This window comes from Sphingobacterium chungjuense (genome assembly GCF_011316935.1).
Taxonomy (GTDB): domain Bacteria; phylum Bacteroidota; class Bacteroidia; order Sphingobacteriales; family Sphingobacteriaceae; genus Sphingobacterium; species Sphingobacterium chungjuense.
In genome coordinates this window covers 79610-105941 of record NZ_WLYS01000006.1, presented here as the reverse complement: position 1 = coordinate 105941, position 26332 = coordinate 79610, and the positions used below count along the sequence as shown (strand labels likewise).

The window sequence follows — 26332 nt, the reverse complement described above, 5'->3', positions numbered from 1 at the left end:
GCAGTTTGTAAAAAAGGTTTCATCAGATCTGATGAAACCTTTTTTGTTGGGTTAACCACCTGCTTTTAGTACGCGTATTACCTGTTCCATTTCTTCGGCGGTACCGATACTTAAGCGCTTCCAAGCACTGTTTTCTTCAAAACTTCGTACTCCAGTTATATTATTTTTCTCCAGTGTTTCCGCAAAACCGCCGGGATAGTTGGCCGTATCGAAGTACGCAAAACTGGTCACCGATGGGGTATGCGTGAGCCCAAGATCTGCTAGACCCTTTTGAAAGATGCCTCTGCTTTTGGCATTCTCCGTTCTACAATGCGTTACAAAATCCTGATCTTGTATCGTAGCGAGGGCTGCTGCCACGCTCACCGCACTGGCGCCTGCATTTTGCCACGGCTGCAAATTGCCGAGTTGTGTAATTATCTTTTCGTTGCCGAGCAGATAACCCACCCGCGCGCCAGCGAGGCCGTAGATTTTAGAGAAGGTTTTCGCGACGACCAAATTTGGAAATTCCTGCGTCATATCTACGGTACTCGTCGTGTCCTCAAACTCCGTGTAGGCCTCATCCATCAAAATGATAATGTGATGTGGTACTGCTTTAATAAAATCTCGTAAATCTTGATCTGGAATTGGTATGCCGGTCGGGTTATTTGGGTTACACAAGTAAATCATACCCGTATCAGAGTTAATCGCTGCTTGCATCGCAGCGAGATCAGTGTCTTTCGTAGCAGTTAGCGGAATCCATTTGATCTTCATACCCATATGTGCAACGGCATTTGTCCAAATCCGAAAAGTAGGATCAGGAGCAATGAGCGTGTTATTGTTCAATGATGCCAATTGCGTCGTGAGCCCCAATAACTCGGAGGAACCAGCGCCGAGAAGCACATTTTTATCCGTTACGGCATGTTTTTGCGCAATGGCTTTTACCAATTTACTACTTTCGACCCACTGATATCGATTGGTCGTGAGCAGTGCGTTCATCATAGCTTGCTGCGCTGATTTTGATGGTCCGTACGGATTTTCATTAGACCCAAGATAGATGATGTTGTGGAGAGAAGGTGCTGAGATGTGCGTGCTGTTGGTTCTCGCAAATAAATCGCGGCTCATCGCAAAAGCTGCTGCTGCAAATCCTGCCTGTTTGATTAGTTGTCGCCTATTCATAATCGTATTAATTATAAGTTAGTAGGTTAAGTATGCTTGTCTGCGTTTTGTGATCAAAAACACTGGGATTGGTTTCAAACATGGTATTACGAATGTATTAAAAATATGGAAAAATATTTTATTTCACTGGAGATTATTTGAGCTTATAAGGTGAATAATCCTATTTTGAGACATAGGATCGTTTATATTTTAGCATTAGGGCTGATAGCTAGCCGAACGAAGGTAACATTGTGTGGAAAAAGATGTATTTTTGATGTAAATATGGATGGGCGATGAAAAATGGATGGTTTAGTGTAGTCCTGCTGTTCACAGCATTGTGTAGTACACCAGTATGGGCGCAGAAAAAGTTAGCTGTGCTGGACTTTAGTGATGATCTGTGTACGTACAAAGGGTATTACGATGCCGATCGGTACAATGACACGGTGCTAAACGATACCTATTTCTTGACGCGCGCCACGTTGTATTTTGATGGAGATGATTTGACGGAGTTAGAAAATAGCTACACGGCCATGAAAAATCAATTTTCCAGCTTGAAAATTGTACAAACACCGGAATTTATTTTGGCTCGCGATTCGATGCTGCGTTATATCGAAGAATCGTATGCGATCCAGAAAGTACGGGTTCAAGCAGTAGATAATCCAGAAGTACTCAAAGGTGCATTTGGGGAAAATAAGCAGGTAAAACAATATGTGAATGCCTTGGTTGCAGGAGGAGACGAACTGTTAGAAGAATACGGTTTGTTAGTGAAGGAGCAAATGAAACGCAATGCGTATCCAGACGCATTGTGGAAAAAATACGAAGCCAATATAAAGCTCGATCAACGGTACGAAATCGCTTTTGACTATGTACTAACATATGGTTGGTGGAATCAGGTGAATGATCTGATCTATCATTATGATAATGATGGTAGCCTCACCGAAAAGTTTTATGAACTCTTTGTGCGTGTCGTCACCGTAGATTGCGATGAGGTTTAAAAAAGATATCCTACCTTTGCCGACTAAATAAAGGCTTTGCGCTTAGCAAGGCAGGCTGCGGTAGGTATGAAAAAAATTATTCTTCACAAGACAAAAGATAAGGCTGCATGGCAGCTACATCCATGGATTTTCTCGGGAGCGATCTCACAAAAAGATAGCGATTTAAAGTCGGGCGATCTGGTTTCTGTGTTCAATGTTGAGCGCGAATTTATCGCCTACGGCATCTTCAATTCGGCTTCTCGCGTTGCCGTGCGATTATTAGAATGGCATCCAGAGCGCACGCCCGATGCAGATTGGTGGCGCGATCGCGTGCGAAAAGCCGTGGAAGCACGTCGCCACTTGTTGAATGACCAAAATACCACTTGCCGCTTAATATTTGCCGAAGCAGACTTTGTGCCGGGATTGATTGCCGATCTCTATGGTGATTTTATCTCCATACAAGTGCATGCCGCTGGCGTGGATCAAATTAAGCATCTGATCGTAGCCGAATTGGTCCAATTGCTAGCACCAAAAGGGATCTACGAACGTAGTGATATTAAATCTAGAGAATACGAACAATTGGCTGACGACAATGGCGTACGCTACGGTGAAACACCACCAGAATACGTGGAAGTGGTAGAGAATGGTATTCGTTACCATATCAATATTGTTGAAGGACAGAAATCGGGGTTTTATTGCGATCAGCGAGACAATAGGCGAATAGTTTCTCAGTTTGTGGAGGGCAAATCGGTGTTGGATTGCTTCTCTTACTCTGGCGGATTTACCTTAAATGCCTTGCAGGCTGGCGCGTCACATGTGACCTCGGTAGATAGTTCGGCTTTGGCCATCTCCACCTTAAAAGATAATGTGCGATTGAACGGTTTCGACGCCTCACGTAATACGCCCGTACAATCTGATGTAAACAAATACCTGCGTCAATTGGGAGAAGAAGGCCAAAAGTTTGATGTGATTGTACTCGATCCACCCAAATATGCGCCATCTCGATCTACGTTAGAAAAAGCATCTAGAGCTTATAAGGATCTGAATAGACGCGGTTTGTTATTGTTGGAAAGCGGCGGATTGTTGGCGACGTATTCTTGCTCTGGTGCCATGGATATCGAAACCTTTAAGCAAGTTATTGCTTGGGCAGCCTTGGATGCTGGTAAAGAAATTCAGTTTATTCATCAGTTTCACCAACCGGAAGATCACCCCGTTCGGGCATCATTCTCCGAAGGAGAATACTTGAAAGGATTATTAGTAAGGGTGGTCTAGTGACCACCCTGATTTTTTTATGGCTTGCTCGAATCAGAATCGGTTTCCAGATCGTCCTCTTTCGGTAACTCTTGTTTAGGATCAACCACTTCGCGGTCAACTTCTGTGGTTTTTACCTGTGATTGCTCCGTGATTTCTTTACGCCCATCGATTTCTACTTCGGCTACTTCAGTTTCAATCACGACTTTATCTTTTTTGACAACAGGTCGACGCACGATGCCCCATTTCATCAGCAGCTGCTGGGTAGAATTGCGCTGTAAATGGGATTTATCTGGTTCACCAATTAAAAAGCCATACGCTTCCATCGACGGAATAGCATCGAAGATCACTTTGATGGTGGCTACCATCGGCAACGCCAAAATCAAACCCGCCAATCCGAAAACCATACCACCCAATAAAATGGCAATAATGGCCATAAGTGGATTGATACTCACTTTGCTTCCCACAATATTCGGTGTGATAATATTGCCTTCTAAAAACTGCACGACTTGAAACCAAGCGACAACGCCCACGGCGTACCACGCACTATCTTTCACCGCCAAGGCGAATAGAGCAGGAAGAATGGAGCCGATCGCGATGCCGATATAAGGTAGTAGCATCAATAGCGATGCTAACGTGCCAAAGAACCAAGCGTAATCAATACCCAAAATCATTAAACCGATCGTGTTTAAGACGGCTACGATTCCCATCACGGTGATCAAGCCTAGGAGGTAACTTTGCACGACGTCGTAAATGCGATCAAGCGTATCGTGCACTTTCTGCTTGGGTACAGAATGAAATGCTTTGAAGAAAAACTCTCGGAAAAATACCCGATAATACAGTAGGAAAAAAGTAAATAGTGGTACCAAAACGGTGGCTGCCAACATACTGCCGATTGAGCCAAAGGTGGATGAAAGCACGCCACCCATGTTTTCCATGGCTTTGTCGCCCTGGTCACGCAACTGCGTCATGACTTGATTGCGCTCAATACCAAAAGTGGCTTGTAGCCAGGCTTCGCAATTCTCCAACATAGACATGACTTTGCCGGTAATAGCCGATGCATCTCGACCAATCACGATACTTTCGTACACGATGAACCAACCTAATCCGGAGATCACCACGATAGAAACGATCACTGCTAATATGGCAGAAAAAGCTTTCCCCAACCGCAGGCGCTCAAAAAACCGCGCTAGCGGATAGAGCATGATCGCAATCAATATCGAAAACAATAATGGCAATACGACACTGCTCGTGTAGTAAAGAATAGCAATAATCAAGATCATAGCCAGCAAACTACTGGCTAACCCCACCGAATAGGGGAATGATTTTTTTTCGTTTTCCATGTTAGATAATAGGTATTATTAGCGTAGATGTGTATTTCCCCACGATATATTCTTACAATAACCCCTGATTGATTATAATGTTTGCTTCGTACGGGCAATTTCAGAACAAAAAACCGTTGCTGCAACCGCTACATTGAGCGATTCGGCTTTGCCGAAAGACGGAATGGTTACCGCTTGCGTGATATGTGGCAATAAGGTCGGGCGAATCCCATTACCTTCATTGCCCAAAATGATCAACCCTTCTAGCTGAAAATCAGTTTCATAAATAGATTCACCTTCTAATAACGCACCATAAGATGGTATCGCCTGATCTTGAATCAAAGTCTCAATATCCGTGTAAATGACCTGCATACGAGCCAAAGATCCCATGGTGGCTTGCACCACTTTTGGATTGTAGACATCTACCGTGTCCAGTGATGCGATCACCTGTTGGAAACCAAACCATTCTGCGGTACGCACAATGGTGCCTAAATTGCCAGGATCTTGCACATCGTCCAGCACCAAGCTGTGTTTGCCCCGTAGGTCTGTGATTGTGATATCGTTGCTCGAAGGGATTTTCACCAGCGCCAGCGCCCCTTGTGGGTTGGTCAAAAAGCTCACTTTTTTTAATTCCTCCTCATTAACAGATACAAGCTTTATATTTTCAGGGATTTTGTTCAATTTTGCAGCGGCAGATGGTGTCGCAAGTATCGTATCTACCACGTAGGCAGAGTCTACAAATTCTAAAATAGATTTGATGCCTTCCACACAAAATAGACCATGTTGTCTACGAAACTTTTTATGTTGCAGCGAAGTAATTAAACGAATGAGCGATTTTGATAACATGGCAGGATGATAAGATATCAGACGTATATTCTAGGTGCAATAATAACGCTTTTCACCCTAATATTCACATCTTGCCGATCCGCGAAATATTTGGATGAAGACCAAGCATTGGTCAAAGATGTCGATATCGTGGGTGTGCCTTCTGGTTTGAAAGAACCTGCCTCGCTTTATATCGCTAACGACATTCGCCCCAACTCCCGCCTCTATCTCCAGATTTACAATCTATTCAACACGAAGAATGGTCGCTATAAGACCGAAGGAATCAAGAACGTGGGCGAGCCACCGCGAATCCTTGATTCGGCCATGGTAGATCTTTCCGCCAATCAGATTCAACGTTTTTTGAAGACTTATGGATACTTTGACGCGGTGGTGACGCCCGAGATCCAAATTCGTAAAAGGAAGGCGGCCATCGATTTTCGTGCAGATATGGGTACACGCTATCATATTTCAGACATTGACCGCAGTTTTGCTGATGAAAATATCGAAGCTATCTATTGGAGCGAAGTATTGCCGCGTACGCAAGTGCGCATCGGTGGGCCTTACATGGAGCGTCATCTTTTTGATGAACGCGAACGCATGTATGTTTCTATGAAAAATCAGGGTTATTACGAATATTTGAGACAGTATATGCGTGTTGGTGTGGATACCATTGGACGCGAAAATCAAACTAAATTGCTCATTGATTTTACTAATCCAGACTCTTCACAGCATCAGATTTTTCACATCAATAAAGTGTATGTGCGCATTCGCCAGCAGGATGAGCAATCAAAAGTGCACACCAAAACTACGGTAGACACTATAAGACGGATTCAATTTGAAGATCAAACCGGCAAATTTCGTTTACGACCTTTAGCGCGTTATATGTTCTTGCGCGAGGACATGGCGTATAGCTTGCACCGCGAAGAGTTATCCTACAATCGCTTATTCGAAACTAACGGCTTTCGCTCGGTCAAGATCAATTATGAGAAGGTCGATTCGACTAAGCTAGATATACATTATGAGCTACTGCCACGCGCGACGATGAGCAACCAGATAGAGGGAGAATTCGTATTTAGCTCGGGCATGAGTGGTTTCAATGTGGCCAATACCTATTCGCATCGCAATATATTCGGCGGAGCCGAATTGCTAGAGATACGCGCTCGCTACGGCGTGCTATTTGATCCTAGATTGCCAGGTAGCATTACGAATAAGATCTTTAATAATGATTTTCAGATCGGCGCCAGTATTGTATTTCCGCGGATGTTGACTCCCTTTCGAGTGCGCAGCGTGGGTTGGTACGGCTTGCCGCGGACCACGATTTCATCAAGTTTACAACTCTTTTTTCAAGACAATACGTATTCGAATCGCTACTTTATCAATACGCTCAATTATTCTTGGCATCAGGCCGAAAATATTCTACATAGCTATACGCCGATTGTGCTGGAATATCGCGTCGGGCGCTTGAACGAAGCATTTAGTCAGCGCCTGCGTGATCAAGGCTTTCAGTTGTACGTAGAGACCAATGATCGGCAGTACTTTGGATTAGGATCGCAATACGCGATTACTTACAATGGTAATAAGCTAAACCGCCTCGAAAATTTCTCCTTTATCCGTGGTATGGTGGATGTGAGTGGAAATACCTTGGGCTTGCTGAGCAATCTATTTAATTTTAATACCGACGATCAAGGTCAGCGCTTATTGTTTGGAGTGCCTTACTTGCAATATATCAAGGGAGAGGCGGATTATCGCTTATATAGACATTTGGGAGGAAATCGACAATTTGTATTTCGCCTGAATGCGGGCTTGGCGGTGCCTTATGGTAACAATTCCACCTTGTTGATCTTCGAAAAGAGCTTTTTTGCGGGCGGTATGAATGGTATTCGCGCATGGCAAGCCAGAACTTTGGGGCCAGGTAACTATAGCCGGGCGGACTTGACAGAGGATTTACGGGTCAATCTTCGCAACTTAGATCAGTTGGGAGAAGTAAAGTTGGAGACGAATGCTGAATTCCGTTTTCGGATTTTGAACAAGTTTTTGGGCGCAAGATTGAACGGTGCGACATTCATCGATGCCGGTAATATTTGGCGACTGCGCGAACTAACGCCCAACCTCAATCCGGGAGGGGAAATTCGGGCAGATCGATTTTTCCAGCAGATTGCGATCGGAACGGGTTTCGGTCTTCGCTTTGATATGAATTATTTTACAATTCGTCTAGATGCTGGATTAAAGGTGAAAGATCCGCAGTTTACGGGATCAGATCAGTGGGTAATTAAAGAATTCTTCAATTCTCGAGCTTTCAAAGATGCGTATAATGCACAATTTAGGCCGGATCGTTATAGCTTTATTCAGTATAATTTTGGGGTGGGGATGCCCTTCTAGAATAAGCCGCGCAAACCAAAGAAGAAGCTTTCAAATAGTTGAGAAAGATCCAAGCCTTTGGAGAAATGTAGGTAGCCATATACCAAAGCAATCAACACAAACACCACAAGCAAACGCTTGAAGGCGTAAGCAACCAAAAGAATGATCAAAGGCAAGAGCACCAGCGTCAATCCATTGACCTTGTAAGGGCTTAACCCATTATCCGTTTTGCGGATAAAGTAGAATTTCCCTACTTCGTCTTCCAGATTTTTGTGTTTGAAAAATACGAACGTTGACGATTCGACCGGATCAGCCATAACGGCTACACCATCTTGAAAATTTAGATTCTGCTGGAAACCATTGACACTAAATAAGAAATTTCCTCGTATTTGATCATTTGCTTTTTCGGTAGTATCCACCGCAATAATAGCCAGTTTGCCGTTCTGCGATAGATTTTCTTTTACGATAAAATCACGAATGACTTGCGGCTGCGCCATACTATTTGTGCAGCATAAAGTTAGAAGCAAGAAGAAAAAATACCGAATCATGGTGTTGCTATTTTGTGGATACAAGTATACACAAAATGCGGCTGACCTTGGTAAACGGAATGGGATGACGTTAAATCAGCAAAGGTGCCCAATTGGACACCTTGGTGGTGTGATAAATATTTTTGCATTTTACAAGCTGTTATTGTATGCCTACACATCTTATGTTCATACTCACAACTTTGAAAGCAGCATTAGTTCCTCCATTTGATTCAACGAGATTAGCAGCATTAAAAAATGAATACATTGTCAAAGGATTATTTGATCCAAAGCTAGTATGGTAATAGCCAACTGTCCCCCTGTTTGCTATCCCTACGTCGACATACGGAGCGCTTCCACTTACCGTAAGCCATCCCTGTGCAGGAAGGGTTAATCGCACTTGCGAATTTCGGGTGCTTGTTAACACTTTAGCCGAATCGAAACGAGTTGCTCCTTCTGTGAAAGGACCTAAGTTTGATATGGTAACAGAGTTCCGTAGAATGGTATATTCTGCTCTTGTTGGTATTCTGTAGCCAGTAGGGCAAGGATCAAGCGTGGTTTTTATGGGTGCTGCTTCCGTACCGCTATTCCAACTATTGTTGGCGGGTGCATTACTCGCAAAAAAAGGATTTGCAGTGTTGGAGTTGCCCGCTCCGGATCTGGCTAATCTTCCCCACTGAAAATAATCTCCATGTCTATTTACGGTCATTGGTGCTGCATCTGCATTAACAGTGGTGGCTACGCCAACGTTGTGTCTTGCCCAGATGACGCCATTTATTCTGGCCGCAGGTCTACCTTGATAGGTTAGAAATTGATCATTTGGTACGATGTTTAAAATCAAATTGTACCGAACTCCTGCTGTCACGTTTAAGTTTGTGAATGGTGCCAAATTGGTTGCAGTTATGGAGCCTATGGTGATACTATTAAGAGAAAATCTAGTTATGTTATTATTTGCGGCATTGATGTTAACTTCTGTAGTTATAATCTGGGAATTAATATTTGTCCCATAGTTAACGGAAGTAGAAGCATTACTCCCACTTTGTGTGAATGCACCACTGGAGAGATTGACTGTCATCCCACTGTTATGCGGTGTTATTGTGGCAGCAATAGCGGTAATATTGTAGCCAGTCTGTGTGGAATTAATCGTAATGTTCATGCTAGGTTTTTGATGTTTGAAAACGATGTCCAATCTATTGATTGCGTTTCCACTAACGGTGAGTGCTTGTCTTTGATACATCAATGCAGATGTTCCTGTATTTACCACAATTTGCGAATTAGCTAAGGTTCGCGTTGCTACCGCTGGAGTCGTAGCGGGCAAAGCAGTGGTTTGGTTCAACGAAACGGCGACGAAGGTATATGTACTGCCACCGTCTAAGGCTAATGCTGCCGTAGCAGCTTCCTGTCCTCGAATATAATCTCGTTCGGCGACGAAGGCGCCAGCTTGGGTATATACTAACAATCGATAATGAATATCAGCTGCTAAATCGGTGGTGTCTAGAGCTGCTTTAGACTGATCTTGTTTTAATAAGTTTGGATTTTCAGGATGTAATTCGGCGACCACCAGGAAATCTTTGTTCAGTTCCATGGTATTGCGTTGGATTGTAGTTTCTGTGGTGGTAGCTGCTCTGTTTGCTATGGTCTCTTCAGCCTCAAACGAAACGTCTGAGATCGCCACTTGAATGGTTGCCGTTCCTTCCATTCCCGCAGAATCGGATTTGTTACACGATACTGTAAACAAGAGTGGGAGAAATGCATAGATGATATTCTGGGTAAATTTTAGCAAACTATTTTTCATAATTTTAATTTTGAAGATAGTTGAATGGTATTTAAGTGCATTTTGTTGCTGCGTGACTTAAAACTACCGCACATATTCCCTTTGCAAAGAATATATTAAGAGTTTTTCCTGACTCTTGTAGATAAAAAACTACAGCGCGCTACTGCTGGATTCACTTTTAACCATTGATATTGAGAATGCAACATATGTTAAGATTCTATTCTTTCCTTGATACATCTTTGGTAAAACTATTGTCTCTTTTAATGATTTTTTTTACGTCATATTATCTGTTCTCGTGTTGATACTTGTCTTTCTAGTATTTTCAGGATTTTTTTCCGACGTTTAAGTTATGGATATCTATTACTGTATCCCTACACATCGAAGTGGTGTACTAAGCAATTTATTGTTTATCGCTTCAGGACGTCGATTTATATTTAGGTTATCTACTGCTGCGCTAAGTGCTGTGTTTGCAGTTCTTGAGGTAGTCCCGGCACCGAGCCCATATGATGCAAAATAAATTACATTGTTCCCTCTCAACTGTAATCCTTGACTGATCGTTGAGTTAGCAGCCACTGAAAACCATCCCTGTGCTGGAAGAGTGAGTCTAACCATACTATTTCTCCTGCTTGTCATTACAGCAGCATAGGCGAAGTTTGTATTACTATTTTCTCTATTGCCTATAGTACTTAATGTTGTGCTTTGCGCAAGAGCTTCAAATTCAGGAACTGTTGGGACTCTATATCCTGCTGGGCAAGGGTCTGACGCTCCCTTTAGAGGTGCTGCTTCTGTTCCGGCATTCCAAGCATTGTTTGGGGGTTGAGGGTCTATGATATATGGATTGGGTTCAGTAGAGGTAGCCGTACCAGATCTTGTCAGTCTTCCCCATTGAAAATAATCCCCATGTCTATTTGCGGTCATTGGTACAGCATCCGCAGCGAGTGTGGTAGCTACTCCTATATTGTGCCTTGCCCAGATGACGCCATTTATTCTAGCCGCAGGTCTACCTTGATAGGTTAGAAATTGATCATTTGGTACGATGTTTAATAGTATATTATATCGTACACCCGCGTTGGCATTGAGATTGGTAAAAGGCGTCAAATTCGTTGCGGTCAGCGGTCCTATGGTAATGCTATTCAAAATGAAACTTGTTGCGTTATTACTTGTCCAATTGAATGAAGTGGGATTACTGATAATATTCTGACTACCCAAAGCACTAAACGTGACTATGCGAGGGGTAGTGGTGCCATTTTGAGTATAGGATCCATTCGATAAGTTGACCAGTATTCCATCATTATGCGGCGATAAACGGGCTTCTATCGCAGTGACATTATAGCCTGTTTGTGCGGAATTGATGGTTACCGTTACTTGGGGTTTGCGGTGTTTTAGTATGATGTCTAGGCGGTTAGTAGCATTGCCATTTAGTGTCATTGTATGCTGGTAGTACATGAGTAAACTAGCACCGGTAGAAGCTGTAATTTGCGAATTAGCTAAGGTTCGCGTTGCTACCGCTGGAGTCGTAGCGGGCAAAGCAGTGGTTTGGTTCAACGAAACGGCGACGAAGGTATACGTACTGCCACCGTCTAAGGCTAATGCTGCCGTAGCAGCTTCCTGGCCACGGATGTAATCGCGTTCGGTGACGAAGGCTCCTGCTTGATTGTATACCAATAGGCGATAGCGGATGTCGTCGCCTAGTGCAGAGGTGTCTAATGCAGCTCTATTGCCGTCTTTTAAAGAAGTGGAAGCTGGATCTTCTGGTCGTAATTCAGCCACCATAAGGAAGTCTTTATTTAGTTCAATGGTTTTTCGCTGTATGGTAGTCTCAGCTAACGTTGCTGCTCTATTGCCTATCGTTTCTTCCGATTCGAAAGTAGCGTCTGCGATAGCTACTTGAACGGTTGCCGTTCCTTCCATTCCCGCAGAATCGGATTTGTTGCACGATATTATAGCAAGACTAAAACATAGAAGTATAAGGTAATCAAGCTTTTTCCATGTTGTGTTCATAAGTCAGTATATTTTGTGTAAGTTGATGTTTTTTTAAGAATTATAATTTCTTTACAATATCCAAAAATAGCTCAATTAAGAAATATTTTTTTATTAAAAGATCTATTATTATTCAATTGTAGCTATAGCACTACGGTTTATTTGTCTAATGATATAATTTTTCTTTTTAACAGTGGTGTGATCATTATTGCTTTTGTAACAAAAAATCAAGAGATTGATGCTATGTCTAACACTTCAAAGTCGTAAGGATCATCTCGATTGGGATGCTATAATTGGATAACTTGATATATATTTAAAAATTGACAGTTTATTTCAGACCTTTGTACTACGATTTTCAGGAGATACTCCGACACTTTAGAATTGCTTCCTGTTGGATAGATAGCTATGTCACTTTTAGGGAAAGAGAATCGAGTTAGAAACAAGACAATTAATATTAAATATTTATGTTGCAGATAAGTTATGTCCGTGAGAATAGGGACGAGGTAATCGCTGGATTGCAGAAGAAAAACTTCAAAGAGTTACATTTGATAGATGAGGTGATCGCTTTAGATGAATCGCGTCGTTCTTTACAAAGCAGCTCGGAGTCGATCGCTGCGGAAGCGAATGCCAGTGCCAAACAAATCGGAGATTTGATGCGACAAGGCAAGAGGGAAGAGGCTGACGCAATTAAATTGACAACTTCTAGTCATAAAGCCAAGCTCAAAGATCTAAGTGATGAATTAGCACGTGTTGAGCAAGAACTGCATGATAAATTGGTACAATTGCCCAATCTTCCGCATCATTCCGTACCGAACGGTGTATCGGCTGATGATAATGAAGTTGTGTTAGAACATGGCGAAATCCCAAAAATGCATGCTGATGCCTTACCCCATTGGGAATTGGCGGCAAAGTACAAACTGATCGACTTCGAGTTGGGCACTAAGATTGCAGGTGCTGGTTTTCCGGTATACACTGGTAAGGGAGCTCGTCTACAAAGAGGATTGATTAATTTTTTCTTAGACGAGGCCGTAAAGGTAGGTTACTCAGAAACACAAGTTCCTCATGCAGTAAATGAGGCTTCTGCATACGGAACGGGGCAATTGCCAGATAAAGAAGGCCAGATGTATCATATCACACAAGATGATCTATATATGATTCCTACGGCTGAGGTTCCATTGACCAACCTGTATCGGGATGAAATACTAAAAGAAGAACAGTTTCCAATTATGCACTGCGCTTATACGCCGTGTTTTCGTCGTGAAGCTGGTTCCTATGGCGCACATGTTCGCGGACTAAATCGCTTACATCAATTTGATAAGGTAGAAACGGTGCAAATTGTGCAGGCTGAAAAATCATATGAAACGCTCGAAGATATGAGTAGCTATGTACAATCGTTACTGCAAAAACTTGAATTGCCTTATCGTGTATTGCGTTTGTGTGGTGGAGATATGAGTTTTGGCTCGGCACTTACATACGATATGGAAACCTATAGTGCAGCGCAGCAACGTTGGTTAGAAGTCTCTTCCGTTTCAAATTTTGAAACTTTTCAATCCAATCGTTTGAAAGTACGCTATCGTAATGAAGATGGTAAAATGACATTGGCACATACATTGAACGGTTCAGCTTTAGCCTTGCCACGTATTGTAGCCACCTTGTTGGAAAATAATCAAACAGAAAAAGGAATTAAAATTCCTGCTGTATTGATTCCATACGTTGGTTTTGAGTATATAGACTAAGCAAGACAAGCATATTTTAAATAAAAAGGTTATCAAACCATTGGTTTCATAACCTTTTTATCTGCCATTGAAGAGCTTAGTGATCTTTATGTTTCGCTTTATGCTCTTTTACCCATGCTTCATAGCGATCTTTTTGCTCTGGAGTAAGGATTTCTTTAATTTTTTCATGTCCCTTTTTGGCACCTTCTTTCAAACGCTCTTTTTTCACATCTTCTGTGATTGTTTGATCCGCTTTTAGTGCATCTTTTTGTTTGTAACCATCTAAAATGATTTGGTGGACTGATCCCTGCTGCTCCGGAGTAAGTTGCAGTTTCTCTGTTAGCTCAGCTGCCTTTTTACGAGCGCCTTCTTGCGATTCAGCACTTTGTGCAAAAGTCAATGTTACCGCAAATAATAAACCAATTCCTGTTAAAAAAAGCTTTTTCATGATTTTTCCTTTATATTATATTTACTAATCCAATAACTATTGCTAGTTACCTACTTTCAATAAACATAACCAATTGACAGTGACAAAGTTTTTACTAATGGTTTATTTTTACTAAATTTAACAATAATTAACTGTTTGTGCGCGATATATAGATGAATCAGGAAGACGCGATTGATCTTGGCTCCATCCTCACTAAGTATTGATCCTGATCATCTTCAAAGAGTATCTGGACTACCCAACCTTCTTCATTAGCTATATCAATAAGGGTTTGCTGATCAAGATACAACCATGGGAACTCGGTGCCTTTACGATCCCTATATTCGTACTGATACGATATCTCACCAAAGTAATGAGAAGGCTTTTCAATATCAAAGTCATCGTACAGATACGAAATGTCAGAAGTGTCAAATAGTAATTGGCCACGCTCGGTAAGTAAATCTTTACAGTGCTCTAATAAAGTGCGAAAACCCGCTAATGTGCCTGCAATACCTATTCCATTCATTAAAAATAATAACGTATCATATTTCGCATTTTGATGGGTAAAGAAATCGCCTTGAACAATATCTGCCACGCCTCGTTGCTGCATAACACTTGCTGCAAGCGATGATTTCTCTATAGACGTTACCAAAAAATTTCTGGATTGCAGATACAATGCATGTGCACCTGCCCCAGCTCCAACATCCAATACATGACCATCGCAAAGCGCTAATGCGATGGATTCCAATTCAGAAAAATCTTCTTCAGTTCGAAAAAACACATCAACCGGCATTTCATCTTTATCGCCATAGCTGGTATGGAGATAAAGTGGTGGTCGTATAGACGATTGGTGATAGGCTGCTAATAGTGCCTCACCATATGGATCATGTTGCATAAAGATTAGTGAATGTTTAGTACGTGTTTGGCTAGCGTGATCTCATCCTGCTCGCCGGTATGTTTGAAAGGTTCGTCGGATAATTTGATAACAGGTGTCCATTCGCCATCGTCAGGAAAAGCTTCCGTCATCTTCAGTACAATATTCATGCGAGGCAGGCCTACATCGTTGGTGAAATCGGTGCCGATACCAAAAGAATAACCTATTTTGTCGCGACAAAAACCGACTATATGAGCCACTTTATCATAATCTAACCCGTCGGAGAAGATGATAGTTTTAGAGAGTGGGTCGATGCCTTTACTCTTGTAATGCTGAATAGTCTTGGTCGCAAACTCTATGGCATCCCCGCTATCGTGCCGCACACCATCAAAAAGTTTTGTTAATTTCTTATCAAATTGCTTAAAGAAAACCTCTGTCGTATACGTGTCAGATAGCGCGATACCTAAGTCTCCTCGATACACTTCCGACCAATGCTCTAGTCCCAGAAGATTAGCCATTTTGTAGCCATACTTTGCAGCATGAAACATGAACCACTCATGTGCATGCGTACCAATAGGACGAGTTTCATATTTCATTGCAAAATGAACGTTGCTCGTGCCAATAAATGTAGAAGAAGGATGAGACTGTAAAGTACGTATAACTAAATCGTGTACTTCGTATGAATGGCGTCTACGGGTGCCGAAGTCGGCTATGGTAATGTCTAAATCATCATATTTGATGATTTTGTCTCTAACGTTTCGTACAACGTCTGTATCAGAGATTCTCTTTTGCCCGGTCATTTGATAGTATAACTCGCAGATCAGTGACATGATAGGTACTTCCCAGAGTATCGTACGATACCAATAACCTTCGATATGTATACTAAGTGACTCGCCTTGTTGACGGATCGTAACTTCTGCAGGATCGTAACGATATCCTTGCAAAAAATCAAAATAAGCCGGGTCAATGTAAGGGCATCGATTTGCAAAAAAATCTTTTTCTTGCCGTGTAAGGCGAAGTTGTGCCATTTCGTGCACTCTCTCGCGCAATTTATCGCCAAAACCTGAAGGATAAGTATGCTGACCTCGATTAATCAATTGATATCTTGCTCTGGCTTTCGGAAACAATTTGACGACGGCAAATTGCATCGTAAATTTGTAAAAATCATTATCCAGTATAGAAGATATTCTTGGCATGCGAGCAGTATTTATTACGTTAGGTGAAAATAGTAAATACTTTCGACTTTACTGTGTTCATAAAAGAATGCGAGAAAGAGATTCTTTCTCGCATCTTGATATTGATGTTTAATTAAATAGAATTTGCTTTGAGAAGCCCTATCTACCAGCTCTACCTGATGATGCTCTACCAGATGAAGAAGAGCTTTCAGAGCTACGGCTTTCTCCACCAGAAGAACTGCGGCTAGACCCTCTACTCGTTGAGCTACCAGATGCAGTTGCTCCACGACTTGGCGTGCTTGCACGAGAGGTCGATGCTGGTGTGTTTTGCGCTCGTGAAGTAGCTCTACCACTACTTGATGATGCGTTTGCTGGACTCTGTTGTGAGCCGCTAGCGCCCGCACGATTACCCGCACGGCTCTCTGTGTTTGTGGGAGCTGTAGCTCTTGGGCTGGTCGCTTCGCGCGATGGCTGCGAATTTGTCGCTCTGCCAGAAGAGCTTTGACTTGTCGTTTGTTCAGCAGATCGTGACGTGCTGCCTGCTCCTCGAGAAACCGTTGTTGCACGAGAAGGATTCGTCGTAGCAGCCCCTCGACTAGACGGAGTAGCTGTTCGGCCACTCGCTTCGCGATTTACCGTACCCGTATTTTGGGCGTTGTTGGCAGCAGCACGAGAAGATGAATTTCTTGAAGATGATCTAGCATTGCCAGATGCTGTTGCTCTGCCACTACTAACTCGATCATTATTAGCTACAGGACGATCTGGTCGATAAATATTGACCGTATTACTCGATGCACCGCGAGCAGTAGGACGGTCAGTGTATGCGATTTGATTAACACGAACTCGGCCACCCACGTTACGTTCCATATTTCGGACAGAAGGACCACCATAATAACGATTATTGTTTACGATGTACGTATTATTTACGATGGTAGTACGGTTATAGATCGTCGTGTTTCCGTAAGAATAATAACGATTAATATGGCGTGAGTGTATTCTGCGCGTTGGCGCAAAAAGCCAGAAGTTTATAGATAAATTATTGGCTACATATAAATTTGGACTCATGGGTGCCCATCCGTAATAGCCTCCGCCGTTACGCCATTCTACCCAAGCTGGTCCCCACTCATATCCAGGAATCCAACCCCATCCTCTGTGTGGCGTGCGAACCCAACGGCCATAGTGAAATGGCGCCCAGCCCCAATCGTAGTCGGAAACCCATGTATTTCCATACTCCGTCATCATCCAATAACCATTGGTACCATAAGGCATAAAATCACCACCAACTTGCGGAAACCAAATGTCTCCATAATTAGGGTCATTGCTCCAATGTCCGTATGGGGAGAGTTCGTTGTAAAAAATACCGAACGATATCTGCCCTTGTGCTAATATACTTTTGGTCGGGAGTACACTCAGAAGTGTGGCTAAAATAGTCACTACAACGGTTGAATTTAAGAATCGTATCATGGCTCCAAGTTTTAGTTTTTCAATTATATCTTTTATTATGACTACGTAATAAAATATAAGGTTTAATACTTGGCGCCCTTATGTATGATTTATTCTCGAATTGTACGATTTTATGGTAGTATATTAGGCTTACTTCGTTTGATATTATACTGATGTTGATTTAGTTATGCATACCAAAGGCGTATTTAAAGACGCCTTCGGTATGCATAGCTGTTTTAAAGTTATTGGGCAATACATCGTATATTAAATCCCCATGCCTTCACACTTTCGCCAATGTTTTCTAGACCTTGATGAAAACCATAGTGTCTTGCATCCGTGTTTACCGGAGTGGAGCTCCAAAAATAGCCAGAAACTGCTCTCACCTCTCTTGCTCCATTGTTCCAATTGCGATTTCCTGCTAATGGGAACGTTAGTTTTGCATTTGCATTGCGAGGGCTGGTTAATACTTTCGCGGTACCTAATGGATCCACGGTGGAAAAGTTTCCGATATCTGAATGCCGTGTAGAGTTCAGTAAAGTAGTCATTTCCGCAAGACTAGGAACTCTAAAACCGCTGGGGCATGGATCAAAAGATGTATTTTTTGTAGGTGAGGCTTCGCTTCCCAAATTCCATCTATTTGCCGGTATGCCGGTATAATTGTTACTCCATCCGCTTATGGCGCCAGCAGCGGTGGTGCCAGTAGCTACTACCGCTGAGCTACCCCATTGATAGAAATTCCCGATGAGATTATTGAAGGGAGCTACATCAGGATTTAGTGTGGTGGATGCGCCCAAATTACGTTTCATCCATATTTGTCCATTAATTCGCACAGCATCTTGACCCTGATGTGTTATGTTTGCATCGTTTGGTACAATATTTATGATCAGGTTATACCGAACTCCAGCGGTCACATTTAGATTGTTGAAAGGTACTAGGTTAGTTGCGGTAATCGTGCCGATCGTAATGTTAGAAATAGTAAACGTAGTCGTATTATTATCTGCCGCATTAATCGAAATTCCTCCTGTTACTATCTGACTATTTAGCGGAGCGAAGGCTGGAGCGGCATTTACTGCGCTACCGGTTCGGGTATGTGAGCCATCGGATAACCGCACAAGCATAGCATTGTTATGTGGTGATAAATTCGCTGTGACCGCGGTAATATTGTAGCCTGTCTGTGAGGAATTTATCGTTGTATTAATATAGGGTTTTTTGTTTTTGAAGATGATGTCAAGGCGATTGATATCAGTGGCAGTTACCGTCATCGTATGTTTATAATACATGAGTTGAGTAGTTCCGCCAGTGACAGCAATTTGCGAATTGTCTAAGGTGCGTGTTGCTATGGCGGGGGAAGTGGCGGCTAAGGTATTGCTATTGTTTAGGGAGATCGCAACAAAAGTGTAGGTAGTTCCGTGATCTAATTTCAATTCCGGCGTACTAGCTTCTGAACCCCGTATATAATCACGCTCTGTGACGAATGCTCCAGATTGATTATAGACAAGCAAACGATAACGGATGTTTTGATCAAGATCAGTAACTTCTATGGCGGCTTTACCCTTATCTTTCAGTGAAGTCATTTGCTCTTCTGGTCGTAATTCGGCCACCATCAAAAAATCCTCGTTTAGTGCGATGGTACTGCGTTGTGTGGCGACCTCTGTCGGCGTAGCGGCTCTATTTCCGATCGTCTCTTCAGAGTCGTAGGTAGCGCCAGCTAAAGACACTTGAACAAGCGCGGTAGATAAGTTTTCCGGGCCATTTGAATCAGACTTGCTACATGATGTTTGCAACATTGCTATCAGTGAGAGCGCGATAGTGAGCACTATGATCATTTTGAGTGAAGTATTCATTTGGGTAGGTTTTGTGAGATCAATTCAATGGTGAATTTTTTTTGTTAAACACGGCAGGCACTTATTAATATGCCATATGATGATTTTTACGTAAAAGTATACATGTGTATCGTATGGTGAAAATCACTTCAACTTATTTCCAGTAAAATGTAGGAGAAGCGCTACGTTTGTAATTTTTTGTAGGTGTGATGTAGCAGTAAAAACTCCGTTAGTACCATGGGTAACCAGAGCTGATGAAGCAACGCCACTTTGGCTATGAGATTCGTCTGAAAGAGTGCCAGTCATACCATTATTGTGCGGTCGAAATGCACCTTCGACTGCCGTAATATTTTGACCAGTCTGTGCAGCATTAATTCTAACATTAATGAATGGTTTTAAGGGTCTTAAAAGTAAGTTCACACGGTTGATGCCATTGCCGCTAACAGTCATGATCTCTTTATCATACATAAGGACACTTGTTCCGGTGGTGCTAATGGTTATGTGCGCATTATTCAAATTTCTCGCAGAGATCTCATCTGGAATTGTCGGAGGTATGACATTTGCGCTGCCTAAAGAAACTGCCACAAAAGTATAGGTAACTCCTTCATCTAAGCGCCATATCCGGTGCATTTTTCAGTATAGTTCGAGGAAGTTGGAAGTGGCTTAAAGCGTGTGTAGTAGCCTCAAGTGAAATTTGAAGAATGCAATGTGTTAATTCATACATGAATAATTAAGATCAGCTCCATAGAAACTAAAAAAGTTTGTAACTTTGACCTGTTTTTGGTTTCGGTCAGTATTAGAAAAGCAACTCATTTCCATGTGGAAGAAGATCAGGGTGTTACTATTAGAATTTGCAAAAATCCATCGTTTCTTGATGCGTTTTTTTCGCGAAGTGGTCAGTCCGCCATTTGAATTTAAAGAGTTTATTAGGCAATGTTATGAGATCGGCTGGAAGTCATTTCCACTAATCAGTTTAACAGGGTTTATTGTAGGTTTTGTGTTTACAAAACAGTCGAGGCCGTCGCTAGAAGAATTTGGTGCATCGTCGATGATTCCTGCTTTGATATCGATCGCTATTGTGCGTGCGTTAGCACCACTCGTAACGGCATTGATCGGTTCGGGCAAGATTGGTTCCCAGATTGGTGCAGAGCTCAGCTCTATGAACGTGACGGAGCAGATTGATGCGATGGAAGTGTCTGGTACGAATCCATTCAAATTTCTAATCGTAAGTCGCGTCTTAGCGACCACGTTCATGATTCCCGTACTTACCTTTTATGTAGCAGGGATCGGGCTAATGGGCGGTTATCTCAGTATTATTTCTAAGGATCAATTGAGTATGTTGAGTTTTTTCTCTCAAGTATTCAACACGATCAAGATGGTGGATGTATTCGCGATGACCTTTCGGGCACTCGTGTTTGGTTTTACCATTGGTTTTGTGAGTACCTATGTCGGTTACTTTTCTTCTAAAGGGACAGAAGGCGTTGGTAAGGCGGCGAATAGCGCCGTGGTGGCCTCCATGTTTATTGTGTTCATTGAAGAATTGCTGATTGTTCAATTATTATCATTACTCACATAAGTTATGGAAAAAAATAAGCCAGTAATAGACCCGCAAGACGTGGTCATACATGTGGACAATGTGAGCAAATCTTTCGGAGATCTACACATTTTGCGCGATGTAGATCTTAAATTATATAACAGAGAAAATTTGGTGGTGTTAGGGCGATCGGGTACCGGAAAGTCTGTATTGATTAAGATGATTTCCGGACTGCTTATGCCGGATGCCGGATCAATCCGTGTGTTGGGTCAGGAAGTGACCGCGCTTTCCGAAAAAGAATTGCAAAAGTTGCGGTTACGCATCGGTTTTTCATTTCAAAATAGTGCGCTGTACGATAGTATGACCGTGCGCGAAAACCTAGAATTTCCCTTGGTGCGCAATAAGCGAAACCTCAGCAGAGCAGAGATAGATAGAGAGGTAGAAGACGTGCTAGAAGGCGTCGGTCTTTCGCAAGCTATCAATCAGATGCCTTCGGAATTGAGTGGTGGGCAAAGAAAGAGGATTGGTATTGCTAGAACATTGATTCTACGTCCAGATATTATGTTGTACGACGAACCCACTGCAGGCTTGGATCCTATCACCTGCTTGGAAATAAATAACTTAATAAACGATGTGCAAGCGCGCTACAACACTTCCTCAATCATTATTACGCATGATCTTGCTTGCGCCAAGCAGGTAAGCGATCGGATGGTGATGTTGTTAGACGGGCGATTTGAACGTCAAGGCACATTCCACGAAATTTTTGACACAGATGATGCCCGTGTCAAACCATTTTATGATTACAATTTTATAAGGTAATATAAGCTATGAGCAATACAAAAGAAACTAAACGTTCTATAATAGTCGGCCTCTTTGTTTTGGTAGGTTTGGTTATTTTAGTTGCCGGTATATTGGTGCTAGGTACGTTACAAAATAGATTTAGCAAAAATGTAGAGGTCACTACATACTTTCACGATGTCAAGGGTTTGAAGGTCGGCAACAATGTTTGGTTTTCGGGCGTGAAGGTAGGTATTGTTAAACAAATTGCCTTCGAAAGCGTCGAAAATGTGCGTGTGGTCATGCATATTGAAGAAAAGTCTAGCCAGTACATCCGGAAAGATGTACAAGCAACATTAGGCTCTGATGGATTGATTGGTAATGCGATTATCAGTCTCGAAGGCGGATCGCCTGCAGCACCCGCTATTGTAAGTGGTGACCAGATTAGCTCCAAACCCGCTGGAGGTGTAGAAGCGATGCTACACACGCTACAAATCAACAACGAAAACTTGTTGGAAATTACCAAAAACTTTGCTGTGCTGTCTGCTAATCTCGTAGAAGGGAAAGGCTCTGTAGGGGCATTGTTGGCAGACGAATCCATTGCCAACTCATTGAAAGCATCGCTGGCTTCGATGCAGAGCTCGATGAACAGTGTAGATCGCAGCATGAAAAATGTCGTGACCTTGACCAATAAACTGAACAGCGAGCAAGGGTTGATTCATGACTTGACTACGGATACAGCCGTGTTTGCTAGCTTGAGAGCATCAGCATCTCAATTGCAGGGTGTAACGCAGACGGCCAATGCATTGATGGTCAATCTAAATCAAGTCTCCGACCGTTTAAATGAAAAGGATAATGCCATAGGCGTGTTGACAAATGATCCAGCGGCGGCAGAAGAGATTAAGGAGATTCTGAGAAACCTCAACCTGAGCACAGAGAAGCTCGATGAAAATATGGAAGCTTTGCAGAGCAACTTTTTATTACGCGGTTTCTTCAAGAAACGTGCAAAGGCGGAAGAAAAAGCGCGTCAAGATTCTATTAAAAACGCAAATAAAAGCCGGTAGGAAAAGGTATAGCAGTGCTCATGGGAATTACGGATAAAGATGTTATCTATGAAGATAATCACCTCATCGCGATCAATAAGCGTGGTGGTGATATCGTACAGGTAGATGTGACGGGAGATTTGTCGCTCGAAGACATGACCAAGCAATACTTGGAGAAAAAGTACAATAAGCCGGCTGCTTTTCTAGGTGTGATTCATCGATTGGATCGGCCGGTGAGTGGCATGATCTTATTTGCAAAAACGAGTAAAGCGTTGGATCGGATGAATCGCTTGTTTCACGATCGCAAGGTGCAGAAAAGTTACTTGGCGGTGGTGCGCAATCAACCTCCAGCAGAGGAGGCAAAATTGGTGAATTGGTTGCTACGCGATCGTAAGAAAATGATTACGAAAGCATACGATCGCGAAGTGAAAAATGGAAGCCGAGCCGAACTAGATTATAAAGTGATCGGCGAGTTGAATGGTTTTTATCTGTTAGAAGTAAAACCGCTGACAGGGCGTACGCATCAAATCAGAGCGCAATTAGCGTATATGGGCTGTCCTATTGTAGGTGATAATAAGTATGGTTACCCGCGAGGTAGCCATCAGCGAACCATCTGTTTGCATTCTCGCGCTTTAGCTTTCGAGCATCCTGTAAAGGATGAGCCAATGCGTATTGAGGCGACAGTTCCAGTCGATGGATTTTGGGAAAAGTTCAACACCTTGCTCTAATCCGATTCCCCGAACTATATTTAATTACTTATTTTTGCCCTATGGTTTATATCAGGCAATTCGTTCTGGCTATAGTGTTTACTATTGCCGCATCGTCAATCATTCCGCTTCGCGGCGAAGCACAATGTGCTATGTGTACGCTCAATGCAGAAAATAGTACCAAGGAAGGTAATATGCAGGGAAAAGGTCTGAATGATGGTATCCTTTTTCTTCTGGCAATGCCGTTCATTATTGGTGCAGGAATAGGTGTTTTGTGGTATAAGAAGTACAGAGTAAAACCACAGCGTAAGTTTCTCTGATCATACCATAACCTCAAAAATGAGGTTCGAAATGCTACAAATACTGCATTGTACTATCAAAGATAAATGCGCGTTCTGCGTGATTAGTCGCTAAATAATGCTGCAACTGATGCAAAAATTCGGCTTTAAAATCTTCCAACGTAGCTCGCTCATCAAATTTTAGTTGTAGCGAGTAGGTATGGCCTTCGTGAGGCGAATCCAATAAGCTCAATAACTGTGGCTGGTGCTGGCTTGGTAGAGTTGGTACAAAGGTAGTAGTAACCCAATTAATAGCATCAGCATGTGCAGATTCTTCGACAATGATAGAGATGTTGTACAAATACATGGCTCAAAATTACGTTTTTTTTTGCGAGCTGAGATGTGAAAGAAGAAACATTCCCTTCCCTGTAAAATTAAAGTTGCACTTCGTGCAAATCACTAAATAATTCCAATATTTGGAAAAGGTGCTGTCGCAATTTATGAATTTTAGGTACTTACATACGATCTGTTTTCTATTCATGCTGTCGCTATTGGTGCAGGCATGCGGCTCTGCTACGGAGCAAAATGAGATCTTGCCAATAGAAAGTTTTATATACAAGCCTGATCGAAGCAATTTTAAGCTTTCACCTGATGGCAGTAAGATTGCTTATTTAGGTCTTCACGATCATTGTAAGAATATTTTTATTATGGATTTATCCGACGGGGATAAATCCAAGCAATTGACCTATCAAGATAATCTTAACGTTCAAAATTTCAATTGGGCCAATGATAGTATCATTGTGTTTTCTAATTCACATTACACCGACGATATCTTGCGATTGCATGCGGTAGATATTGCCACAGATTCCATTCATGCGCTGCTCGAACCCGTCAAGAGTCGTTTGAAATTTATGCAGCCGATTCGGGATTATCAGGGCGCAATGTACGCCTCCTTAAATACGCGAGACTCCAGTGTATTTGATCTCTACAAGATATTTTTAGATGGCAGAAAGCCTGAGTTGGTATACAAAAATCCTGGATCGATCACTTCTTGGATACCTTCGCCAGATGGCGTGGTACGGCTGGCTCTAACGAACGATAGTGTGCAAGAATCTATTTTGTACCGAGCCAACGAGCAACAACAGTTTCGAGAAGTCGCGGTATACGACTTCAAGACCTCGGTGCATCCTGTTGGATATTTAGGTGAATCGACCACGTCTGTCGTGGCCATGTCCAATCAGAATAGAGACAAGTTTGCCATAGTGGAATACGATGTATCTGCCGGAAAAGAGATTCGCGAATTATTCGCTGATGATCAGGTAGATGTGAACAATGAGGGCTTTTCTCATCAATTGCACCAACAGTTGTTTGCCACGACAAGTGCATGTCGAAAAGAATATCGCTTTTTTGATACTCAGCTAAAATCAACTTATGAAATCATTCAGCGACATTTTAAAGGTTCTGCGGTAGATTTTTTGGATATGGATCGCGACTTAGAGCGTTTTATCATTCGGGTTTATAGCGATGTGCGAGCGGGAGAAGTGTATTATTACAATAAAAGCACAGATGAATTTACATTGCTCATGACGTCATATCCTGATTTGAAGGAAGAGAAAATGTTGCCCATGGAGTTTGTAAAGTTCAATGCGCGCGACAATCAAGAAATAAATGGTTTTATCACCTATCCGAAAGGTAAGAAGAAAAATTGTCCGCTTGTAGTGCTGGTGCATGATGGACCAAGTCGTCGGGACGATTGGGGTTTCAATCCAGAAGTACAATTCTTAGCTAATCGCGGTTATGCCGTTTTTCAGATTAATTACCGCGGCACTACGGGATATGGCAAAGCTTTTTGGTCGGCCGGATTTCGCGAATGGGGCGGTCGAATTCAGTCTGATATTACCGACGGTGTCACTTGGCTTATTCACGAAGGCAAGGTGGATAAAAACCGTATGGCGATCATGGGGACGGGTTTTGGTGGCTATTCAGCATTGCATGCCGCGAGTTTCAACCCATCGATGTACGAATGTATTATTTCCTCGTCGGGCTATAGCAATCTGTTTACCTATTTCAAAGAGATACCACCACATTTGAAACCTTATGTGCAGATGTATTATCAGATCATCGGCAATCCTGAGCGTGAAGCAGAATTTTTCAAGACAATATCACCGCTGTTTCATGCGGGCAAGGTCAAGAAGCCTGTTCTGTTTTTTCAAGGCGGGAAGGATAAATATACTTCAGTGACCGATGCGAATCAGTTCGTAGCGCGCTTAAAGCAAAATAACATTCCGGTACGTTATATATTCAAAGAGGAGGAAGGTCGCCGCTTTAAGAGCGAAGAAAATATGGCTTTATACTTTCAGGAAATCGAAGGCTTTTTGAAACAATATTTACACTAAA

22 protein-coding genes are annotated in these 26332 nt (G+C 42.4%); 9 read left to right on the top strand and 13 right to left on the bottom strand.

Features of this window, described 5'->3' with window-relative positions:
* Window positions 1-51: 51 nt before the first annotated feature.
* Window positions 52-1155 (bottom strand): pyridoxal phosphate-dependent aminotransferase, encoded by a 1104-nt coding sequence (locus tag GKO22_RS14145; RefSeq protein WP_166336140.1) that lies wholly within the window; start codon window positions 1153-1155, stop codon window positions 52-54.
* A gap of 272 nt (window positions 1156-1427) precedes the next feature.
* Between GKO22_RS14145 and GKO22_RS14140 the strand changes: the two genes are divergently transcribed.
* Both GKO22_RS14140 and GKO22_RS14135 read left to right on the top strand, forming a co-directional pair.
* Window positions 1428-2129: a hypothetical protein gene (locus GKO22_RS14140; protein ID WP_166336138.1), complete on the top strand. Its 702-nt coding sequence runs from the start codon at window positions 1428-1430 to the stop codon at window positions 2127-2129.
* A 66-nt stretch (window positions 2130-2195) separates the two neighbouring features.
* Window positions 2196-3380 (top strand): class I SAM-dependent rRNA methyltransferase, encoded by a 1185-nt coding sequence (locus GKO22_RS14135; protein ID WP_166336136.1) that lies wholly within the window; start codon window positions 2196-2198, stop codon window positions 3378-3380.
* A gap of 17 nt (window positions 3381-3397) precedes the next feature.
* Here GKO22_RS14135 and GKO22_RS14130 read toward each other — a convergent pair whose 3' ends face one another.
* Both GKO22_RS14130 and GKO22_RS14125 read right to left on the bottom strand, forming a co-directional pair.
* Window positions 3398-4702: an AI-2E family transporter gene (locus GKO22_RS14130; RefSeq protein ID WP_166336134.1), complete on the bottom strand. Its 1305-nt coding sequence runs from the start codon at window positions 4700-4702 to the stop codon at window positions 3398-3400.
* 72 nt (window positions 4703-4774) lie between these two features.
* Window positions 4775-5527 (bottom strand): TrmH family RNA methyltransferase, encoded by a 753-nt coding sequence (locus GKO22_RS14125; protein ID WP_166336132.1) that lies wholly within the window; start codon window positions 5525-5527, stop codon window positions 4775-4777.
* A 6-nt stretch (window positions 5528-5533) separates the two neighbouring features.
* Here GKO22_RS14125 and tamL point away from each other — a divergent pair, with 6 nt between their 5' ends.
* Complete coding sequence (tamL, locus tag GKO22_RS14120) at window positions 5534-7885, top strand: translocation and assembly module lipoprotein TamL (protein ID WP_166336130.1); 2352 nt, start codon at window positions 5534-5536, stop codon at window positions 7883-7885.
* Here the strand turns inward: tamL and GKO22_RS14115 are convergent.
* The 3 genes from GKO22_RS14115 to GKO22_RS14105 all read right to left on the bottom strand — a co-directional run bounded on the left by GKO22_RS14115 (window position 7882) and on the right by GKO22_RS14105 (window position 12073).
* On the bottom strand, window positions 7882-8361 hold the full coding sequence (locus tag GKO22_RS14115; RefSeq protein ID WP_240920318.1) for a hypothetical protein: 480 nt from the start codon (window positions 8359-8361) through the stop codon (window positions 7882-7884). The genes tamL and GKO22_RS14115 overlap by 4 nt on opposite strands.
* 190 nt (window positions 8362-8551) lie before the next feature.
* On the bottom strand, window positions 8552-10183 hold the full coding sequence (locus GKO22_RS14110; RefSeq protein ID WP_166336126.1) for an FISUMP domain-containing protein: 1632 nt from the start codon (window positions 10181-10183) through the stop codon (window positions 8552-8554).
* A gap of 339 nt (window positions 10184-10522) precedes the next feature.
* Complete coding sequence (locus tag GKO22_RS14105; protein WP_166336124.1) at window positions 10523-12073, bottom strand: hypothetical protein; 1551 nt, start codon at window positions 12071-12073, stop codon at window positions 10523-10525.
* Between the two features lie 533 nt (window positions 12074-12606).
* Between GKO22_RS14105 and serS the strand changes: the two genes are divergently transcribed.
* Window positions 12607-13878, top strand: coding sequence for a serine--tRNA ligase (gene serS / locus GKO22_RS14100; RefSeq protein ID WP_166336121.1), 1272 nt, complete (start codon window positions 12607-12609; stop codon window positions 13876-13878).
* Window positions 13879-13954: 76 nt separating this feature from the next.
* On the opposite strand, the gene GKO22_RS14095 is transcribed toward serS, so the two are convergent.
* From GKO22_RS14095 to GKO22_RS14070, 6 genes are all read right to left on the bottom strand, one after another.
* Window positions 13955-14305 (bottom strand): hypothetical protein, encoded by a 351-nt coding sequence (locus tag GKO22_RS14095; RefSeq protein WP_166336119.1) that lies wholly within the window; start codon window positions 14303-14305, stop codon window positions 13955-13957.
* 157 nt (window positions 14306-14462) lie between these two features.
* Entirely contained in the window at window positions 14463-15176 is a 714-nt protein-coding gene (locus tag GKO22_RS14090; protein ID WP_166336117.1) for a class I SAM-dependent methyltransferase, read from the bottom strand.
* A 5-nt stretch (window positions 15177-15181) separates the two neighbouring features.
* Window positions 15182-16351, bottom strand: a complete 1170-nt coding sequence (gene pncB, locus GKO22_RS14085) for a nicotinate phosphoribosyltransferase (protein ID WP_166336115.1) — start codon at window positions 16349-16351, stop codon at window positions 15182-15184.
* Window positions 16352-16489: 138 nt separating this feature from the next.
* Window positions 16490-17794, bottom strand: coding sequence for a DUF6600 domain-containing protein (locus GKO22_RS14080; protein WP_166336113.1), 1305 nt, complete (start codon window positions 17792-17794; stop codon window positions 16490-16492).
* A gap of 221 nt (window positions 17795-18015) precedes the next feature.
* Complete coding sequence (locus GKO22_RS14075; protein WP_166336111.1) at window positions 18016-19617, bottom strand: FISUMP domain-containing protein; 1602 nt, start codon at window positions 19615-19617, stop codon at window positions 18016-18018.
* Window positions 19618-19740: 123 nt separating this feature from the next.
* Window positions 19741-20226, bottom strand: a complete 486-nt coding sequence (locus tag GKO22_RS14070; protein ID WP_166336109.1) for a hypothetical protein — start codon at window positions 20224-20226, stop codon at window positions 19741-19743.
* Between the two features lie 187 nt (window positions 20227-20413).
* Between GKO22_RS14070 and GKO22_RS14065 the strand changes: the two genes are divergently transcribed.
* The 4 genes from GKO22_RS14065 to GKO22_RS14050 are packed head-to-tail and all read left to right on the top strand — an operon-like array spanning window position 20414 to window position 23678.
* Window positions 20414-21172, top strand: coding sequence for an MlaE family ABC transporter permease (locus GKO22_RS14065; protein WP_166336107.1), 759 nt, complete (start codon window positions 20414-20416; stop codon window positions 21170-21172).
* A 3-nt stretch (window positions 21173-21175) separates the two neighbouring features.
* The gene (locus tag GKO22_RS14060; RefSeq protein ID WP_166336105.1) at window positions 21176-21949 is read left to right on the top strand and encodes an ABC transporter ATP-binding protein; all 774 of its coding nucleotides are present in this window, start codon (window positions 21176-21178) and stop codon (window positions 21947-21949) included.
* 8 nt (window positions 21950-21957) lie between these two features.
* Window positions 21958-22971 (top strand): MlaD family protein, encoded by a 1014-nt coding sequence (locus tag GKO22_RS14055; RefSeq protein WP_166336103.1) that lies wholly within the window; start codon window positions 21958-21960, stop codon window positions 22969-22971.
* 20 nt (window positions 22972-22991) lie between these two features.
* Window positions 22992-23678, top strand: a complete 687-nt coding sequence (locus GKO22_RS14050) for an RluA family pseudouridine synthase (protein WP_166336101.1) — start codon at window positions 22992-22994, stop codon at window positions 23676-23678.
* 333 nt (window positions 23679-24011) lie between these two features.
* Here the strand turns inward: GKO22_RS14050 and GKO22_RS14045 are convergent, their stop codons facing one another.
* The gene (locus GKO22_RS14045; protein WP_166336099.1) at window positions 24012-24302 is read right to left on the bottom strand and encodes a DUF4286 family protein; all 291 of its coding nucleotides are present in this window, start codon (window positions 24300-24302) and stop codon (window positions 24012-24014) included.
* A 133-nt stretch (window positions 24303-24435) separates the two neighbouring features.
* On the opposite strand from GKO22_RS14045, the gene GKO22_RS14040 reads away from it, so the two are divergent.
* Window positions 24436-26331, top strand: coding sequence for a S9 family peptidase (locus tag GKO22_RS14040; protein ID WP_240920317.1), 1896 nt, complete (start codon window positions 24436-24438; stop codon window positions 26329-26331).
* Window position 26332: the final 1 nt, after the last annotated feature.

Excerpts from the sequence above, each read along its gene's own strand:
- GKO22_RS14145 (WP_166336140.1), bottom strand. The coding sequence starts at position 1,155 with ATGAATAGGCGACAACTAATCAAACAGGCAGGATTTGCAGCAGCAGCT.
- GKO22_RS14140 (WP_166336138.1), top strand. The coding sequence starts at position 1,428 with ATGAAAAATGGATGGTTTAGTGTAGTCCTGCTGTTCACAGCATTGTGT.
- GKO22_RS14135 (WP_166336136.1), top strand. The coding sequence starts at position 2,196 with ATGAAAAAAATTATTCTTCACAAGACAAAAGATAAGGCTGCATGGCAG.
- GKO22_RS14130 (WP_166336134.1), bottom strand. The coding sequence starts at position 4,702 with ATGGAAAACGAAAAAAAATCATTCCCCTATTCGGTGGGGTTAGCCAGT.
- GKO22_RS14125 (WP_166336132.1), bottom strand. The coding sequence starts at position 5,527 with ATGTTATCAAAATCGCTCATTCGTTTAATTACTTCGCTGCAACATAAA.
- tamL (WP_166336130.1), top strand. The coding sequence starts at position 5,534 with ATGATAAGATATCAGACGTATATTCTAGGTGCAATAATAACGCTTTTC.
- GKO22_RS14115 (WP_240920318.1), bottom strand. The coding sequence starts at position 8,361 with ATGGCGCAGCCGCAAGTCATTCGTGATTTTATCGTAAAAGAAAATCTA.
- GKO22_RS14110 (WP_166336126.1), bottom strand. The coding sequence starts at position 10,183 with ATGAAAAATAGTTTGCTAAAATTTACCCAGAATATCATCTATGCATTT.
- GKO22_RS14105 (WP_166336124.1), bottom strand. The coding sequence starts at position 12,073 with ATGGAAGGAACGGCAACCGTTCAAGTAGCTATCGCAGACGCTACTTTC.
- serS (WP_166336121.1), top strand. The coding sequence starts at position 12,607 with ATGTTGCAGATAAGTTATGTCCGTGAGAATAGGGACGAGGTAATCGCT.
- GKO22_RS14095 (WP_166336119.1), bottom strand. The coding sequence starts at position 14,305 with ATGAAAAAGCTTTTTTTAACAGGAATTGGTTTATTATTTGCGGTAACA.
- GKO22_RS14090 (WP_166336117.1), bottom strand. The coding sequence starts at position 15,176 with ATGCAACATGATCCATATGGTGAGGCACTATTAGCAGCCTATCACCAA.
- pncB (WP_166336115.1), bottom strand. The coding sequence starts at position 16,351 with ATGCCAAGAATATCTTCTATACTGGATAATGATTTTTACAAATTTACG.
- GKO22_RS14080 (WP_166336113.1), bottom strand. The coding sequence starts at position 17,794 with ATGATACGATTCTTAAATTCAACCGTTGTAGTGACTATTTTAGCCACA.
- GKO22_RS14075 (WP_166336111.1), bottom strand. The coding sequence starts at position 19,617 with ATGAATACTTCACTCAAAATGATCATAGTGCTCACTATCGCGCTCTCA.
- GKO22_RS14070 (WP_166336109.1), bottom strand. The coding sequence starts at position 20,226 with ATGCACCGGATATGGCGCTTAGATGAAGGAGTTACCTATACTTTTGTG.
- GKO22_RS14065 (WP_166336107.1), top strand. The coding sequence starts at position 20,414 with ATGTGGAAGAAGATCAGGGTGTTACTATTAGAATTTGCAAAAATCCAT.
- GKO22_RS14060 (WP_166336105.1), top strand. The coding sequence starts at position 21,176 with ATGGAAAAAAATAAGCCAGTAATAGACCCGCAAGACGTGGTCATACAT.
- GKO22_RS14055 (WP_166336103.1), top strand. The coding sequence starts at position 21,958 with ATGAGCAATACAAAAGAAACTAAACGTTCTATAATAGTCGGCCTCTTT.
- GKO22_RS14050 (WP_166336101.1), top strand. The coding sequence starts at position 22,992 with ATGGGAATTACGGATAAAGATGTTATCTATGAAGATAATCACCTCATC.
- GKO22_RS14045 (WP_166336099.1), bottom strand. The coding sequence starts at position 24,302 with ATGTATTTGTACAACATCTCTATCATTGTCGAAGAATCTGCACATGCT.
- GKO22_RS14040 (WP_240920317.1), top strand. The coding sequence starts at position 24,436 with ATGAATTTTAGGTACTTACATACGATCTGTTTTCTATTCATGCTGTCG.